Source organism: Cellulomonas sp. Marseille-Q8402, from assembly GCF_965119525.1.
The window spans coordinates 1874298-1887714 of the sequence record NZ_CBCPLX010000001.1; the positions used below are offsets into that span (position 1 = coordinate 1874298).

At 75.6% G+C, this 13417-nt stretch carries 17 protein-coding genes; 8 read left to right on the forward strand and 9 right to left on the reverse strand.

Translation table 11 applies throughout. The features are described from left to right. Positions 1–31 precede the first annotated feature (31 nt). The 3 genes from ACWPWW_RS08560 to ACWPWW_RS08570 are packed head-to-tail and all read left to right on the forward strand — an operon-like array spanning position 32 to position 1558. Positions 32–670: a hypothetical protein gene (locus ACWPWW_RS08560; RefSeq protein ID WP_454049895.1), complete on the forward strand. Its 639-nt coding sequence runs from the start codon at positions 32–34 to the stop codon at positions 668–670. Positions 671–719: 49 nt separating this feature from the next. Beyond that, on the forward strand, positions 720–1103 hold the full coding sequence (locus ACWPWW_RS08565; protein WP_454049896.1) for an ArsR/SmtB family transcription factor: 384 nt from the start codon (positions 720–722) through the stop codon (positions 1101–1103). Next, a complete protein-coding gene (locus tag ACWPWW_RS08570; protein WP_454049897.1) occupies positions 1100–1558 on the forward strand; it encodes an SRPBCC family protein in 459 nt (152 codons plus the stop codon). The genes ACWPWW_RS08565 and ACWPWW_RS08570 overlap by 4 nt, the downstream gene beginning before the upstream one ends. 52 nt (positions 1559–1610) lie before the next feature. Here the strand turns inward: ACWPWW_RS08570 and ACWPWW_RS08575 are convergent, their stop codons facing one another. Continuing rightward, a complete protein-coding gene (locus tag ACWPWW_RS08575) occupies positions 1611–2207 on the reverse strand; it encodes a TetR/AcrR family transcriptional regulator (protein ID WP_454049898.1) in 597 nt (198 codons plus the stop codon). Between the two features lie 143 nt (positions 2208–2350). Here ACWPWW_RS08575 and ACWPWW_RS08580 point away from each other — a divergent pair, with 143 nt between their 5' ends. From ACWPWW_RS08580 to ACWPWW_RS08590, 3 genes are all read left to right on the forward strand, one after another. Beyond that, positions 2351–2698, forward strand: coding sequence for a VOC family protein (locus ACWPWW_RS08580; RefSeq protein WP_454049899.1), 348 nt, complete (start codon positions 2351–2353; stop codon positions 2696–2698). 145 nt (positions 2699–2843) lie between these two features. Further along, complete coding sequence (locus tag ACWPWW_RS08585; RefSeq protein WP_454049900.1) at positions 2844–3119, forward strand: hypothetical protein; 276 nt, start codon at positions 2844–2846, stop codon at positions 3117–3119. Between the two features lie 124 nt (positions 3120–3243). Further along, positions 3244–3513, forward strand: a complete 270-nt coding sequence (locus ACWPWW_RS08590) for a GlsB/YeaQ/YmgE family stress response membrane protein (RefSeq protein WP_454049901.1) — start codon at positions 3244–3246, stop codon at positions 3511–3513. A gap of 177 nt (positions 3514–3690) precedes the next feature. Here the strand turns inward: ACWPWW_RS08590 and ACWPWW_RS08595 are convergent, their stop codons facing one another. Next, positions 3691–3975 (reverse strand): Fe-S cluster assembly protein HesB, encoded by a 285-nt coding sequence (locus ACWPWW_RS08595; protein WP_454049902.1) that lies wholly within the window; start codon positions 3973–3975, stop codon positions 3691–3693. Positions 3976–4191: 216 nt separating this feature from the next. Next, positions 4192–5961 carry a mechanosensitive ion channel domain-containing protein gene (locus ACWPWW_RS08600; protein WP_454049903.1) on the reverse strand — a complete coding sequence of 590 codons (1770 nt, stop codon included), beginning with the start codon at positions 5959–5961 and terminating at the stop codon, positions 4192–4194. A gap of 178 nt (positions 5962–6139) precedes the next feature. On the opposite strand from ACWPWW_RS08600, the gene ACWPWW_RS08605 reads away from it, so the two are divergent. Both ACWPWW_RS08605 and surE read left to right on the forward strand, forming a co-directional pair. Next, positions 6140–7153: a 1-phosphofructokinase family hexose kinase gene (locus ACWPWW_RS08605; protein ID WP_454049904.1), complete on the forward strand. Its 1014-nt coding sequence runs from the start codon at positions 6140–6142 to the stop codon at positions 7151–7153. Positions 7154–7177: 24 nt separating this feature from the next. Beyond that, positions 7178–7960: a 5'/3'-nucleotidase SurE gene (surE, locus tag ACWPWW_RS08610; protein ID WP_454049905.1), complete on the forward strand. Its 783-nt coding sequence runs from the start codon at positions 7178–7180 to the stop codon at positions 7958–7960. A 21-nt stretch (positions 7961–7981) separates the two neighbouring features. Here the strand turns inward: surE and ACWPWW_RS08615 are convergent, their stop codons facing one another. The 6 genes from ACWPWW_RS08615 to ACWPWW_RS08640 are packed head-to-tail and all read right to left on the reverse strand — an operon-like array spanning position 7982 to position 13331. Continuing rightward, positions 7982–8854 (reverse strand): prenyltransferase, encoded by an 873-nt coding sequence (locus ACWPWW_RS08615; RefSeq protein ID WP_454049906.1) that lies wholly within the window; start codon positions 8852–8854, stop codon positions 7982–7984. Next, positions 8851–9186: a lycopene cyclase domain-containing protein gene (locus tag ACWPWW_RS08620; protein WP_454049907.1), complete on the reverse strand. Its 336-nt coding sequence runs from the start codon at positions 9184–9186 to the stop codon at positions 8851–8853. The genes ACWPWW_RS08615 and ACWPWW_RS08620 overlap by 4 nt, the downstream gene beginning before the upstream one ends. Then, positions 9183–9530, reverse strand: coding sequence for a lycopene cyclase domain-containing protein (locus ACWPWW_RS08625; RefSeq protein WP_454049908.1), 348 nt, complete (start codon positions 9528–9530; stop codon positions 9183–9185). Before ACWPWW_RS08625 ends, ACWPWW_RS08620 begins: the two co-directional genes overlap by 4 nt. After that, positions 9527–11179 carry a phytoene desaturase family protein gene (gene crtI, locus ACWPWW_RS08630; RefSeq protein ID WP_454049909.1) on the reverse strand — a complete coding sequence of 551 codons (1653 nt, stop codon included), beginning with the start codon at positions 11177–11179 and terminating at the stop codon, positions 9527–9529. Before crtI ends, ACWPWW_RS08625 begins: the two co-directional genes overlap by 4 nt. Beyond that, positions 11176–12123 (reverse strand): phytoene/squalene synthase family protein, encoded by a 948-nt coding sequence (locus ACWPWW_RS08635; RefSeq protein WP_454049910.1) that lies wholly within the window; start codon positions 12121–12123, stop codon positions 11176–11178. Before ACWPWW_RS08635 ends, crtI begins: the two co-directional genes overlap by 4 nt. Then, the gene (locus tag ACWPWW_RS08640) at positions 12120–13331 is read right to left on the reverse strand and encodes a polyprenyl synthetase family protein (RefSeq protein WP_454049911.1); all 1212 of its coding nucleotides are present in this window, start codon (positions 13329–13331) and stop codon (positions 12120–12122) included. The genes ACWPWW_RS08635 and ACWPWW_RS08640 overlap by 4 nt, the downstream gene beginning before the upstream one ends. Positions 13332–13417 lie beyond the last annotated feature (86 nt).

Below are 13417 nucleotides of genomic sequence, written 5' to 3' on the forward strand. Positions count from 1 at the left end.
GGGTCGGCACGCACCGACCAGGACCGCGCCGGTGGCCTCCGCCGCCGGCGCGGTCCTGCGCGCCCTGGTCGCGCTCGTCCGCACCCTCCGCCCGAGCCCGCGACCGCTGCACCCGCGCGGAGTGGTCCGGCGCGGGACGCTCGTGCTGGACGACAGCGGCGCCCCGGGCGCGCGGGAGCTCGGTGCTCCGTACGTGGCGACCGCGCTCGCCCGCGTGTCCCGGGCGGCGGGCCTCCCGCGGCCGCTCCCCGACGTGTTCGGGGTGGCGGTGCGCTGGCAGCGCGACGGCCGCCCCCAGGACCTCCTGCTCTCGGGCACCGGGCTGGGACGGCTGTCGCGCTTCCTCCTGGTCCCCCGCCGGCACCCGCTGGCCGGCCCGCACGGCACGCTGATGCCGTTCCTCGACGACGAGGGACGCGCCGTGCTCGTCGCCGCCGTGCCGATGCCCGACACCCCCGACGACGGCAGCATCGACCTCATCCTGCTGTCGGCCCGGCCCGGCGGGGAGTGGCAGCGGTGCGGCCGCCTGCTCTGCCCGGCCCGTCCCGGCGACGCCGACGACCCGGACCTGCGGTTCGACCCGGTGCTGCACGCGCCCGGGGACCTGCGCGTGCCGGCCTGGGCGGCGCGGCTGCGACGGCCGTCCTACCGCACGGCCCGCGGAAGCTGATCCGCCCCGATCATTGTGCACCGACAGGTTCACTGTTACGGTGAACCACATGGTTCAGCAACAGCACCTGGACGAGGTCTTCGCGGCCCTGTCCGACGCGACTCGGCGCGGCGTCCTCGCCCGCCTCGGTGAGGGCCCCGCCACCATCGGGCAGCTCGCCGAGCCCTACGGCATCACCCTCACCGGCATGACCAAGCACGTGCGGGTGCTCGAGGACGCCGGGCTGGTCGCCACCGAGAAGGTCGGGCGCGCACGGCAGTGCCGCCTGGGCACCGAGCGGCTGGACGACGCCATGTCCTGGATCGCGTTCTACCAGCGCCTCTGGGAGCGCCGGCTCGACGGCCTGGAGGCCTTCTTCACCCTGCAGCGCGGCCTGCGCGACGACGACGACCCCGACGACGGGTCGACCACCACGGAAGGACCTCCCTCATGACCACCGACGCCACCGACCTCGAGCTCCGCGCCACGCGGGTGCTGCCCGCCACGCCGGAGGAGGTCTTCGACGCCTACACCGACGCGGAGAAGCAGCGGATCTGGTTCGCGATCCTCGACACCGAGCCCGGCATCGTCGAGATCGAGGTCGACCTGCGGGTCGGCGGCCGGCAGGTCGCCGTCTGGGGGCCGAACCGCGACGAGCTGTACCGGGAGACCCAGACGTTCCTGGAGATCGACCGGCCGCACCGGCTGGTCACGGAGTCCGTGGGCAGCAGCCCCGACGGGCAGACGATGACGACGCACATCGTGCTCACCTTCGAGGCCGTCGACGGCGGCACGCTGATGAGCGTCGTGCAGAGCGGCTTCCCGACGCCCGAGCTGCGCGACTTCTTCGCGGAGCACGCCTGGGTCGGGGCGTGCGACCGGATCGAGGCGTTCCTCACGCGCGCCTGAGCCGCGGACGACCGACGCGCGGTGCCCTGCGGGGTGCCGCGCGCCGTCGCGCTCAGCGGCGGTCGGCGTCCGCGCCGTAGCGGAGGCCGTCGACCACCAGGTCGAGCAGCCCGCGCACGCGCTCGGCCCAGCGGTCGGAGTCGGGCACGTTCCACACCCCGCCCATGGCGAGCATGACCTGCTCGCCGTCGACGTCCGGGCGCACGGAGCCGTCGGCACGCCCCGCGTCCAGCAGCACGTCGATCGCCGCGATGATCCGGGTCCGGGTGTCGGCGAACAGCGAGGAGTCCGAGCCGACGGTGGCCCGCAGCGCGGCGCCCATCCCCCGCTTGGCCACGGCGTAGCGGACGAACCGGCCCATCCAGTCGCGGAGCGCGTCCACCGCGGGCCGGTCCTCCCCGAGCAGCGCGGGGGCCGCGTCGCACAGCTCGGTGACCTCCTGCCGGTAGGCCGCCTCGACCAGCGCGCCACGCTCCGGGAAGTGCCGGTACAGGGTCCCGATCCCGACGCCCGCGCGCTGGGCGATCGTCTCCAGGGCGACGTCGCCGTCCTCCGCGAGCGCGGCGGCGGCGACCTCGAGCAGGCGGGCGCGATTCCGCGCGGCGTCGGCGCGCAGCGGCTTGCCGGCGGTGGCGGGTGCGGCGGTCATCTCAGGTACCCCTTGCGATCCGGAGGATCCTCCGGTTAGAGTCGTGGAGCGAAACGGAGGCTCCTCCGTTCCAGGGTACGCCGCCCCCGACCACCCGTCGACGCCGGCGCCGCGCCCCGCACGACGACCTCACGGAGGCACCCATGGCCAGCACCTTCCACGGCCTCACGTTCGACGCCTACGACGCCCACGCGGTCGCCCGGTTCTGGGCCGGTGCGCTCGGGCGGGACGTCGCCCCCGGCGCGAGCCCCGAGCACGCCGAGCTGCTCGACGACGCGGGCGCCCCCCGCCTGGTGTTCGACCGGGTGGGCGCGGGCGGCGTCGTCCGCAACGCCCTGCACCTCGACCTCGTCACCACCGACCTCGAGCGGGAGTCCGAGCGCCTGGTGCGGCTCGGTGCCCGCCGCGTGGGCACGGTCGCCGGCGCGGCCCGCTGGGTCCGCCTGACCGACCCCGAGGGCAACGCGTTCGACCTGATCCCCGCAGCCTGAGGCGACCACCCGTCCGGGTGAACCTCCCCGTTCACGGGTCCCCGCCCGGAGGCGAGGCTGTCCGATTCGCCCTAGTTTGCCGCTGCCGCCGCAGATGACGGCGGGAACAGCGCACACCCGTGCCGCGGACAGACAGGGGAACGCCATGACCAGCCCGTACGGACAGAACCCGACCGGCCCGACCAGCCCGGCCGGTCCGGTCGCGACCACCGGCACGCCGGTGCTGTCGATCATCACCTTCGTGCTCTCCGCCATCGCGGTGCTGTTCCTGCCGATCGTGTTCGGCATCGCGGGGATCGTCACCGGCATCTTCGCCGTCGTCCGCAAGGAGCGCCTCGGCAAGATCGCCCTCGTGGTGGCCGTCGTCGCCACGGTCGTCGGCTTCGCCCTCGGGGCGCTCGTGATGAGCCAGGTGTCCTGACACCACCCCGCTCGGACGACCCCTCGCGGCGCTCCCACCAGGGCCTCGAACCCGTTCCGGATGCGGACCGGGTGATCCCGTGGGACGGTCTTCCCCGTTCGAACTGCAACTTTGGAGGTGCCAGATGGGTTTCTTCGCTTTCCTGCTGCTGGGGCTGATCGCGGGTGCGATCGCGAAGGCGATCCTGCCCGGACGCCAGGCCGGAGGCTGGTTCGTGACGCTGCTGCTGGGCGTCGTCGGCGCCCTGCTGGGCGGGTGGCTCGGCAGCGTGCTGCTCGACGCGCCGCTCGAGGAGTTCTGGTCCATCCAGACCTGGCTGCTGGCGATCGCCGGCTCGATCATCGTCCTGCTGATCTACGGCGCGCTGACCGGCCGCAAGGGCGCTCGCGCCTGACCTGCTGACCGCAGGTCGTCCGGACCCGGTCCGGCGGCGGTGGGACACCGCCGCCGGGCCGTCTGCCGGGCACCAGCCCCCGCCGGTGGGACACCGGCAGGGGCGCCCGGTACGACAAGGGCCCGCACATCCGTACGACGGATGCGCGGGCCCTCGTTGCGTGCGGGGCGGGCTCGGTCAGCCCTGCGGCGCGAGCGTGAAGCCGGGGCTGCCGGCGGCCGACGGGTCGGCGTCCAGCGTGAGGTCCGCGAGCAGCGTGGACGTCTGCTGCGGGACGAAGACCGTCGCACCCGCGGCGTCGATGACCTCGTCGCCGGGGACGGCCTCGGGCACGAGCGCGAGCTCGAACGACCCGAGCTGCTGCTCGGACTCCGCGATGCGCAGCCCGCCCGACTCGGGGAGCCCCGCACGGGAGGCGAGGTCGCGGACGGCGGTGCTGGCGTTGTCGGTCAAGGTGAGCACGAGTGCTCCTCTCGGTTGCCGGTGGCGGCCGCAGCACCGGGGCGCCGCGACCATCGGACCACTCCACCGTCGGCAGGGATCGCCGCGGACGCAACCGCACGTCCGGTGGGCGAGACCCGGCAGGTCCGCTGGGCGGAGCCCGCTGGACACCCGCCCCCGCGTCCCGCACGCTCCTCCCCCGGCGGCTGCCCCCTCCCGCGACCTGCACGCCGCGGGTCAGCGCCGGCGCGGCGTCCGCGGGTCGACCGGGGCGCTGCGGACGGAGCGGCGCGTCGGGGGCGCGGGCTGATCCTCGGGGTCGACCTCGGGCTGCGCCTCCGTGGCGGCCGTCTCCGCCGCGGTGGCCGGGTCCGCGTTCTCCACCGGGCCCGCGGTGTCCACGGGGCTCACCGGGTCCGCGTAGGCCGGCAGCACCATCGTCCCCCGGTCCGCGGCGGCCACCGGCTCGTCCGTCGGCGTCCCCGCGGGTCCCGCCGCGTCGACGGCGGTGCTCGTGCCCGTCGACGTCGGCACCGTCCCGGTCGCCGGGCCCGCGACCGGAGCCGGGACCGCAGCGCCCTCGCCGGTCGAGCCCGCCGCCCGGGCCTCCGCCCCCGCGCCCGCTGCGTGCGAGGTCGCGAGTGGCACCGCCGCCGTCCCGGGACCTGCGCCGTCGGCCCCGCGCCGGCCGCCGGACGAGCGCCCGGGTGCGCCGTCCTCGTCCTCGTGGCGCGACTCGGCGGCGTGCTCCTCGCGCTCGGCGATGACGTCCTGCCCGGGGCCGGCGAACGACCCGGCGCGCTGCATCGCCTCCACGCTGCCGGTGAACAGGCGGGCGTCCAGCTGCCCGGTCTCGGTCGGCGGCTCGACCGCCCGGTGCGACCCGGTGGCGGGACGGGCCGGGGCGGCCTCGACGACCGGCAGCCGCGTGCCCTTGGTGGTCTCGATGCGGGTCCGCGGCAGGCCCTGCGGAGCGGAGCCCTGCAGGTAGGTCACGAGGCCCTCGCGCAGGTAGCAGCGCAGGTCGAACAGCGTGGGCGCGTCGACCGCGCTCGCCAGCGCTCGCAGCCGGACCATGCCGTTCACCGCGTCCGTCACCTGCAGGATCCCGACCCGGTGGTCCCACAGGTCGGTGGCCTGCAGCAGGCGGTTGAGCTCGGCGCGCAGCTCGTCCACCGGCACCTGCCAGTCGACGTCCATCTCGACGGTGCCGAGCAGCTCGGCGGCGCGGCGGGTCCAGTTCTCGAACGGGGTCTGGGTGAAGTAGGTCGACGGCAGGATGAGGCGGCGGTCGTCCCAGATGTGCACGACCACGTAGGTCAGCGTGATCTCCTCGATCCGCCCCCACTCCTCCTCGACGATCACGACGTCGTCGACCCGGATGCCGTCGGTGAACGCGATCTGCAGACCCGCGAACACGTTGGCCAGCGAGCTCTGCGCGGCCAGACCGGCGACGACGGACAGCACACCGGCCGACGCGAGCAGGCTGGCGCCGAACGCGCTGACACCGGGGAACGTCAGCAGCACGGCCGCGAGGCCGACGACGACGAGGATCGCGACGGTGATCCGGCGCAGCAGCTGGATCTGGGTGCGCACCCGCCGCGCGTGCCGGTTGTCCTTGACGTCGACCCGGTAGCGGGAGAGCGCAGCGTCCTCGACGACGAACGCCAGCGTGCCCACCAGCCAGGTGGCGGCGGCGATGAGCGCGATGAGCAGCACGTGGCCGAGCGCGCCCATCCAGTCGTTCGACTCCCACATCGCACCCGGCACGGACAGGCGCAGGGCGACCCACACCGCGATCACGATCAGGACCGCGCGCAGCGGGCGCTTGGCCCGGCGGGCCAGGTCGGCGGCGACGAACGACTTCTTCGCGAGCGAGCGGACCAGGGCGCCGAGGACGACGGCGACCAGGAGGGCGACGAGGACGGCACCGACCACCGAGAGCACCGGGACGAGGACGTCCTGGGCGGTGTCGACGGGGTCTTCGGAGACGGCAGCAGAGATCACCGAGCCATCGAACACGTCCCGTCCCGCGGCCACCACCCCAGCGGGGGCGGCGCGCGGAGCCTGCGCACGACCTGCACACGGGGTGCGCGTGCTGCCGCCGTGGCCGGTCCCGGGTGCGCAGCGCGTCCCCGCCCGTCAGCATGGGCGCACGGAACCGACGCCTCCAGGGAGGACGACCGTGCCGACCAGCCGCAGCCCGCGGGTGTGCGTCCTCGCCCCCACGCCGATCCTCACCGTCACGCTGGAGAGCGGGTCGGACGACGGCTCCCCGGAGCTGCACGTGCACCCCGGCGGCCAGGGGCTGTGGGTCGCGCGCATGGCGTACTCGCTCGGCGCGGACGTCGTGGTGTGCGGCCCGTTCGGCGGGGAGACGGGCACGGTGCTCGGTCACCTGGCGGAGGTCGAGAACCTGCGGGTGCGCCGGGTGTCCTACGCGGGCGGCAACGGCGCGTACCTGCACGACCGCCGGGACGGCGAGCGGAACGAGCTCGCGTTCATGCCGCCGGCCCGGCTCGACCGGCACGAGATCGACGACCTCTACGGGACGGTCCTGGTCGAGGCGCTGGACGCCGACGTCTGCGTGATCACCGGCGCGTACCCGTCCCCGCTGCTGCCGCCGACGTTCTTCGGCCGCCTGGTCGGCGACCTGCGCGCGGCGGGCGTGAAGACTGTCGCCGACCTGTCCGGCAAGGCCGCGATCGAGGTCGCGAGGGCCGGCGTCGACGTGCTGAAGATGTCGCACGAGGAGCTGGTCGAGGCGGGCCTGGCCGACGACGACTCCGTCGAGTCGCTGCGCGAGGGCGCGCGCCGGCTGCTGCGCCCCGACCCCCCGCTGCCCGAGGGGCACGGCGACGACCACCCGGACGACCCCGTCGACGTCGACGTCGACGCCCCCGGGCAGGTCGGCGCGATGCTGGTGTCGCGCGCCGCCGACCCCGCGCTGCTGGTCACGGCGTCCGGCGTCTCGGAGGTCGTCGCCCCCTCGGTGACCACCGTCGACCACCGCGGCGCGGGCGACTCGATGACCGCGGGCACGGCCGTCGGGGTCGGGCGCGGGCTCCCGCTCACCGAGGCCGCCCGGCTGGGTGCGGCGGCAGGCGCGCTGAACGTGACCCGGCGGGGGCTGGGGTCCGGGCACCGGGAGCAGATCGAGCGGTTCGCCGAGCAGGTCACGGTGCGTGAGGTCGGCTGACGCCGGCCGACGAGAGGAGTGGTGATGCGGGTCCTGGTGACGAACGACGACGGGATCGAGTCCCCCGGGCTGGCGGTGCTGGCGCGGGTGGCGCTGCAGGCGGGCGCCGACCAGGTGGTGGTCGCCGCGCCGGCGCGGGACTCCAGCGGGGCGAGCGCGGCGCTGCTGGGCGCCGAGCAGGACGGCCGGCTGATCGTCGACCGCACCGACGCGCCCGGCCTGCCGGGCGGCGTGGAGTCGTTCGCGGTGCGGGCCGCGCCGGCGATGATCGCGTTCGTCGCGGCGCACGGCGGGTTCGGCCCGAAGCCCGACCTGGTGCTGTCCGGCGTCAACCGCGGCGCCAACACCGGGCACGCGGTGCTGCACTCCGGCACCGTGGGCGCGGCCCTCTCCGCGGCGACGCACGGCATCGCGGGGCTGGCCGTGTCGATCGCCGACGCGCGACCGCAGCACTGGTCGACCGCCGGGGTGTTCACCGCGCACGTGCTCGAGTGGATGCTCGACCAGCAGCGACGGCCCGACCGGGTGATCAACCTCAACGTCCCCGACCGGCCCCTGGCCGACGTCCGGGGGCTGCGGCGCGCCCCGCTGGCCGCGTTCGGTGCCGTGCAGGCGCGCGTGCACGAGGTCGAGCACGGCAACCTCATGCTCACCTACTCGGAGCTCGCCGCGTCGCAGGAGACGGAGACCGACGCGGGCCTGCTGCTGCGCGGCTGGGCGACGGTCACGCAGCTGCACGCCCCGGCGTTCGACGCCGACGCCACGCTGCCGGAGCTGCAGGGCCCGCTGGGGCCGCCGGAGGTCTGACGAGCCGGCGGGCGGAGGGGCTCAGGACGTCAGCGCGATCGCGATCAGCAGCATCGTCACCAGGAAGCCGACGACGAGGTTCAGCCAGAGGAACGTCCGCCACCCGGCGTTCGCCCGCTCGCAGTCGGCGTCCCGCACCGACCAGAACCGGGCCGTGCTGACGGCGTACGCGACCGGCAGCACCGCGGCGAGCCACCCCGGCCACGGCAGGGCCAGCAGCACGGCCGCGGCCAGCACGTACCCGACGGTCGCGGCGACCACCGTGGCGTGCGCCCCGAGCACCGTCGCCACCGACGCGATCCCGCCCTCGCGGTCCGCGCGGACGTCCTGCACGGCGCCGAACGCGTGCGACGCCATGCCCCACAGCACGAAGGCCACCAGCACCGGCCACACGGTCCGCGCGCCGAGGTCGGCCCCGACCAGGACGAGCGCGTAGAGCAGCGGTCCGACGAAGTGCATCGCCGAGGTCGCCGAGTCCAGGACCGGGCGCTCCTTGAACCGCAGCACCGGGGCGGAGTAGGCGACGACCAGGAACACGACCAGCAGCAGCGTGAGCCCGGCCGCGAGCGAGCCGACGGCCAGCAGGTACACCAGGAACGGCAGCACCGACAGCCCGCTGGCCCACAGGATGCGCCGGTGCACGGCCCGCGCGGCCGACGGGTCGACCAGGCCGCCCTCGATGCCGCCCTTGCGGGGGTTCCGCAGGTCGGAGGCGTAGTCGAACACGTCGTTCACGCCGTACATCAGCAGGTTGTAGGGGATCAGGAAGAACAGCGTCCCGATGACGAACGTCGCGTCGACCCGGCCCTCGGTGGCCAGCAGGTAGCCGGCGGCGAACGGGTAGGCGGTGTTGATCCACGAGAACGGCCGGCTGGCCGCGAGCACCTGCTTCACGCGACGTCCTCCCGGCCCGCCGCGGCACGCCGGGCCGAGCGCCGGGCCGACCGGTCCTCCAGCACGGTCCAGAGCACGGGCATCGCGAGCGCCGCGGCGATCGCGTAGGCGAAGTCCTCCAGCGGAGCCCCCCACAGGTAGACGCCGAGGATCTTGTCCTCGTCGAAGACGTACAGGTCGGCGGCGATCATCAGGGTGTCGAACACCATGGTCAGCACGCACAGCACGAGCGCACCGCCGACGACGGGTCCCGGCCGCAGCCGTCGCAGCACCGGCCAGGACACGGCGAGCAGCACCGCGAGCACGATCGCGTTCATCACGATGTTGGTCACCGGCCCGCCTCCCGCACCGGCGTCGCGCGCCGGGCGGCCAGCAGCCGGTCCAGCCCGCGCCACGCGAGCAGCGCGTTGTAGCAGAGCAGCGTCAGGAACACGGCCTCCTCGACCGGCAGGTCCGGGGCGAGCAGCAGCCCGGTCATGTGCGGGCTCTCGCCGCGCGCGAAGATCCCGAGCAGCAGCCCGGCCACGTCCCAGAGCAGGAACCCGACGACGCCGACGACCAGGCAGAGCGCCGCGGTGCGGGGACGGTCCCAGAAGGCGAGCTGCCACCGCCGGTCGATGATCGCGAGGCCGCCGAGGGCCACGAGCAGGGCGCCGAGGTACGCGAACCCGGTCACCCGTGCTCCGCCCACGTGCCGCGCGGCCGCGCGGCCTCGAGGAACCCGGGCCGCAGCGGCGTCGGCAGCGGCCGGGGCGAGGTCTCGCCGAGCAGGCGCTTGGCGACGAGCTCCGCGCTGATCAGGCACATCGGCAGCCCGACGCCGGGCACGGTGCCGCCGCCGACGTGCAGCAGGTTCGGCACGCGCGCCGAGCGGTCGGCGGGCCGGAACATCGCGCTCTGCGCGAGCGTGTGCTCCATGCCGAGCGCCGTGCCGCGCCACGCGGAGAAGTCGCGCGCGAAGTCCGCCGGCCCGACGACCTTCCGGGTGACCACCCGGTCGCGCAGCCCGGGGATCCCCGCCCAGCGCCCGACCTGGTCGAGGTACCGGTCGGCGTACGAGTCGAGCTCGGCGCGCCCGGCCTCCCCCGCCCCGATGCCGGGGTCGGCGGGGAACGGCACGAGGACGAACAGGTTCTCGTGCCCGGCGGGTGCGGCGTCGGGGTCGGTCGCGGTGGTGCGCGAGACGTAGAGCGAGGCGACGTCGGGCACCCGCAGGTCCTCGGGCCGCGCCGTGCGGCCGGGCCCGAGGATGTCGTCGAAGTTCCCCGGCCAGTCCCGGGTGAAGAACAGCGAGTGGTGCGCGAGCTCCGGCAGCTCCCCGCGGACGCCGGCCATCACCAGCAGCGCGGAGATGCCGGGGGTGCGGTCGTCCCACCACGGCTCGGGCAGGGTGCGGTGCGGCTCCGGCAGCAGCTGCGTCTCCGTGTGGAACAGGTCCGCGCCGGACACGACGACGTCGGCCGGCACGACCTCGCCGGAGGCGAGCCGCACACCGCGCGCGACGCCCGTGCGCCGCGGGTGCCGCAGCGACCGCGCGGCGTCGTCCACCTCGACCGCGACCACCTCGGCGCCGGTGCGGATCTGCACGCCGTGGCCGCGGGCCAGCTTCTCGATGGCCGCGATGACCGTGTACATGCCGCCGCGCGGGTACTGCACGCCGTCGACCAGGTCGAGGTGGCTCATCAGCGAGTACAGCGCCGGCACCCGGTACGGCGAGGAGCCGAGGAACACCGCGTGGTAGCCGAGCACCTGGCGCAGCACGGGGTGGTCGGTGGTGCGGGCGACCTTCTGCGCGAGCGTCTGCGTCAGCAGCCCGGCGAGCGTCGCCGAGCGCCGCGCGACGTCCGCGGTGATCGCGCGGTCGGGGCGCTCGAACGTCGTGTAGAGGAAGTGGTCCAGCGCCGTGCGGTAGGCCTCGGACGACTCGGCGGTGTACCGGCGGAACGCCTCGCCCGCACCGGGCTCCATCGCCTCGAACGTCGCCCAGTTGGTCCCGGGGTCGGCGACGACGTCGAACGGCTCCGACGGGGCACCCGGGGCCGTGGGCTCCGGGAACAACCGGTACGCGGGGTCCAGGCGCACCAGGTCGACGTGGTCCTCGATCCGCTCGCCGAGCAGCGCGAAGAAGTGCGCGAACACCTCGGGCATGAAGTACCAGGACGGCCCGGTGTCGAACCGGAACCCGTCCAGCTCCAGCGTGCCGGTGCGTCCGCCGACGCGGTCGTGCCGCTCCAGCAGCGTGACGTCCGCGCCGCCCCGCGCGAGCAGGGCCGCGGTCGCGAGGCCGCCGATCCCGCCGCCGACCACGACCACCCGTCCCGTCACGCCCTGCCTCCGTCGTCCGTCGTCCGGGCCGGCGCGCCGCCGGCCACCTTCTCCCGTGCCGCGTCGACGACCTGCGCGCCCACCGTGCGTGCCAGCACCGCCACCTTGCGCGGCGTGCTCACGCGCACCCGCGTGGCCAGCACCTGCGCCGGCGGGGTGGCCGCCAGGTCGGCGAGCAGCCGGTCGTACAGCGCCAGCGTGGCCGCCACGGCCGTCCGTGCCCGGCGCGGCAGCCGGGGCAGCGCGGCGCGGGCCCGCGCCAGGTCGTCGGCGATCTCCTCGAGGATGCCCGTCAGCTGGGCGTCCGTCGGGCCAGCCGGGCCGACGCCCGGGAAGTAGCACCGGCCGAGCTCGCCGGAGTCGGCTCCGAGGTCGCGCAGGAAGTTGATCTTCTGGAACGCCGCGCCGAGGGCCCGCGCCCCGTCGACGGTCGCGTCGTCGGGCCGGCGCACCGGCTCGCCCGGGGCCCGGTCGGCGTTGAGGAACACCTGCAGGCACATCAGCCCGACCACCTCGGCGGAGCCGTAGACGTAGCGCAGGTACGACTCGCGGTCGTGCACCCGCACCGTCAGGTCCGCCCGCATCGAGGCGAAGAACGGGTCCACCTGGTCGGCCCCGATCCCGACCCGCCGGGCGGTGCGGGCGAACGCGTGCACGACCAGGTTCGTCGAGTACCCCGAGGCCATCGCGCGGGTGGTCTGCGCCTCGAGCTCGTCGAGCAGCGCGGCGGCGTCGTCCCCGCCGCGCGTGTCGACCACCTCGTCCGCGATCCGGACCAGCGCGTAGACGGCCTCGATGTCCCGCCGGGCGCGGGGCCCGAGCAGGCGGGTGCCCAGGCCGAACGACGTCGAGTACCCCGCGAGGACCGCGCGGCTGGCCCGGGCCGCCGTGCGGTCGTACAGCGCGGCTCCCGCGACCCGGACCGGGGTGCGCACCGCCGTCACGCGGCCACCCCGGCCGTCGCCTCGACCAGCGCGGTCAGGTAGCGGGCGAGCGGCTCGGGCAGGCCGTCCTCGGCCGCCTGGCGGGCCGTGCGCACGGCGTCGGCGCGCACCAGGCGCGCCTCGTGGAGCGCACCCGACGCCTCGATGACCCCGCGGACGCGTGCGGCCTCGTCCTCGGTCAGGCCGGGCCGGCCGACGGCGCCGTCCAGCACCGCGCGCTGCGCGACGTCGGCCCGCAGGTACGCGAGCCGCAGGAGCTCGGTCCGCTTGCCCTCGCGCAGGTCCGACAGCACCGACTTGCCCGTCACCTCCGGGTCGCCGAACACGCCGAGCTCGTCGTCGAGCAGCTGGAACGCCACGCCGAACGCCGTGCCGAACCGGTCCAGCACCCCCAGGACGCCGTCGTCGGCGCCCGCGAGGACCGCACCGGCCGCCAGCGGGCCGCAGCAGGAGTAGACGGACGTCTTGAGCTCGGCCACCCGCAGGGCGTCGACCGCGGTGGGGCCGTGCAGGGCTCCGGTGACGTCGAGCAGCTCGCCCGCCACCGTGGTGTCGACCGCCCGGGCCAGCTGCTGGATCACGCGCAGCCGCAGCTCCGCCGCCACGGGCGCGGACGCCACCAGGTCGAAGGACGCGGCGATGGCCAGGTCGCCGCCGAGCAGCCCGGCCGCCAGCACGGGGTCCTCCGCCGCCGGGCCCTCGACGCCGCGCGCGGCCAGCCGGCGCCGGGCGGTGCCGGTGACGTTGGGGCGCCCGCGGCGGGTGTCGTCGTGGTCGAGGACGTCGTCGTGCACGAGCATCGCCGTGTGCAGCATCTCCTGCGCGGCGGCGACCGGGGCCACGGCGGCCAGGTCCGTGCCACCGAGGCCGAGGTACGCGGCGACGGCGAGCCGCGGGCGCATCAGCCGGCCGCCGCCGATCTGCTCGCCGACCGCGCGCCAGAGCGCCGCGTGCTCGACCGCGAGATCGCGCGCGCGGGACCGGCGGTCCGCCGCGTCGTCGACCAGGAGCCGGCGGACGACGTCGACGCCGTCCTCCACCCGGGTGGCGAGATCGTCCCGCCCGGCGGACGCTGGGCGGGCACCACCGAGCGCGGCAGCGCCGAACGGGCCGTCGCCGGCGTGGGCGCGCGCCGCGGGGGCGTCCGCGACCAGGCCGGCGGTACCGGTCGTGTCCGCGTGGTTGTGGGCGCTGTGAGTCCTGCGCACGGCGTCCTCCCGGGTCTCGAGTAGATGCTCAGCATACTGAGCATCTGGCACGGCACCACCGGAGCGGCGGCCCGGCGGCCACGGCG

What these genes read in the sequence shown, in the direction of transcription:
- ACWPWW_RS08585 (WP_454049900.1), top strand. Translation starts at nt 2,844, where the DNA reads ATGACCAGCCCGTACGGACAGAACCCGACCGGCCCGACCAGCCCGGCC.
- ACWPWW_RS08580 (WP_454049899.1), top strand. Translation starts at nt 2,351, where the DNA reads ATGGCCAGCACCTTCCACGGCCTCACGTTCGACGCCTACGACGCCCAC.
- surE (WP_454049905.1), top strand. Translation starts at nt 7,178, where the DNA reads ATGCGGGTCCTGGTGACGAACGACGACGGGATCGAGTCCCCCGGGCTG.
- ACWPWW_RS08575 (WP_454049898.1), bottom strand. Translation starts at nt 2,207, where the DNA reads ATGACCGCCGCACCCGCCACCGCCGGCAAGCCGCTGCGCGCCGACGCC.
- ACWPWW_RS08565 (WP_454049896.1), top strand. Translation starts at nt 720, where the DNA reads ATGGTTCAGCAACAGCACCTGGACGAGGTCTTCGCGGCCCTGTCCGAC.
- ACWPWW_RS08570 (WP_454049897.1), top strand. Translation starts at nt 1,100, where the DNA reads ATGACCACCGACGCCACCGACCTCGAGCTCCGCGCCACGCGGGTGCTG.
- ACWPWW_RS08590 (WP_454049901.1), top strand. Translation starts at nt 3,244, where the DNA reads ATGGGTTTCTTCGCTTTCCTGCTGCTGGGGCTGATCGCGGGTGCGATC.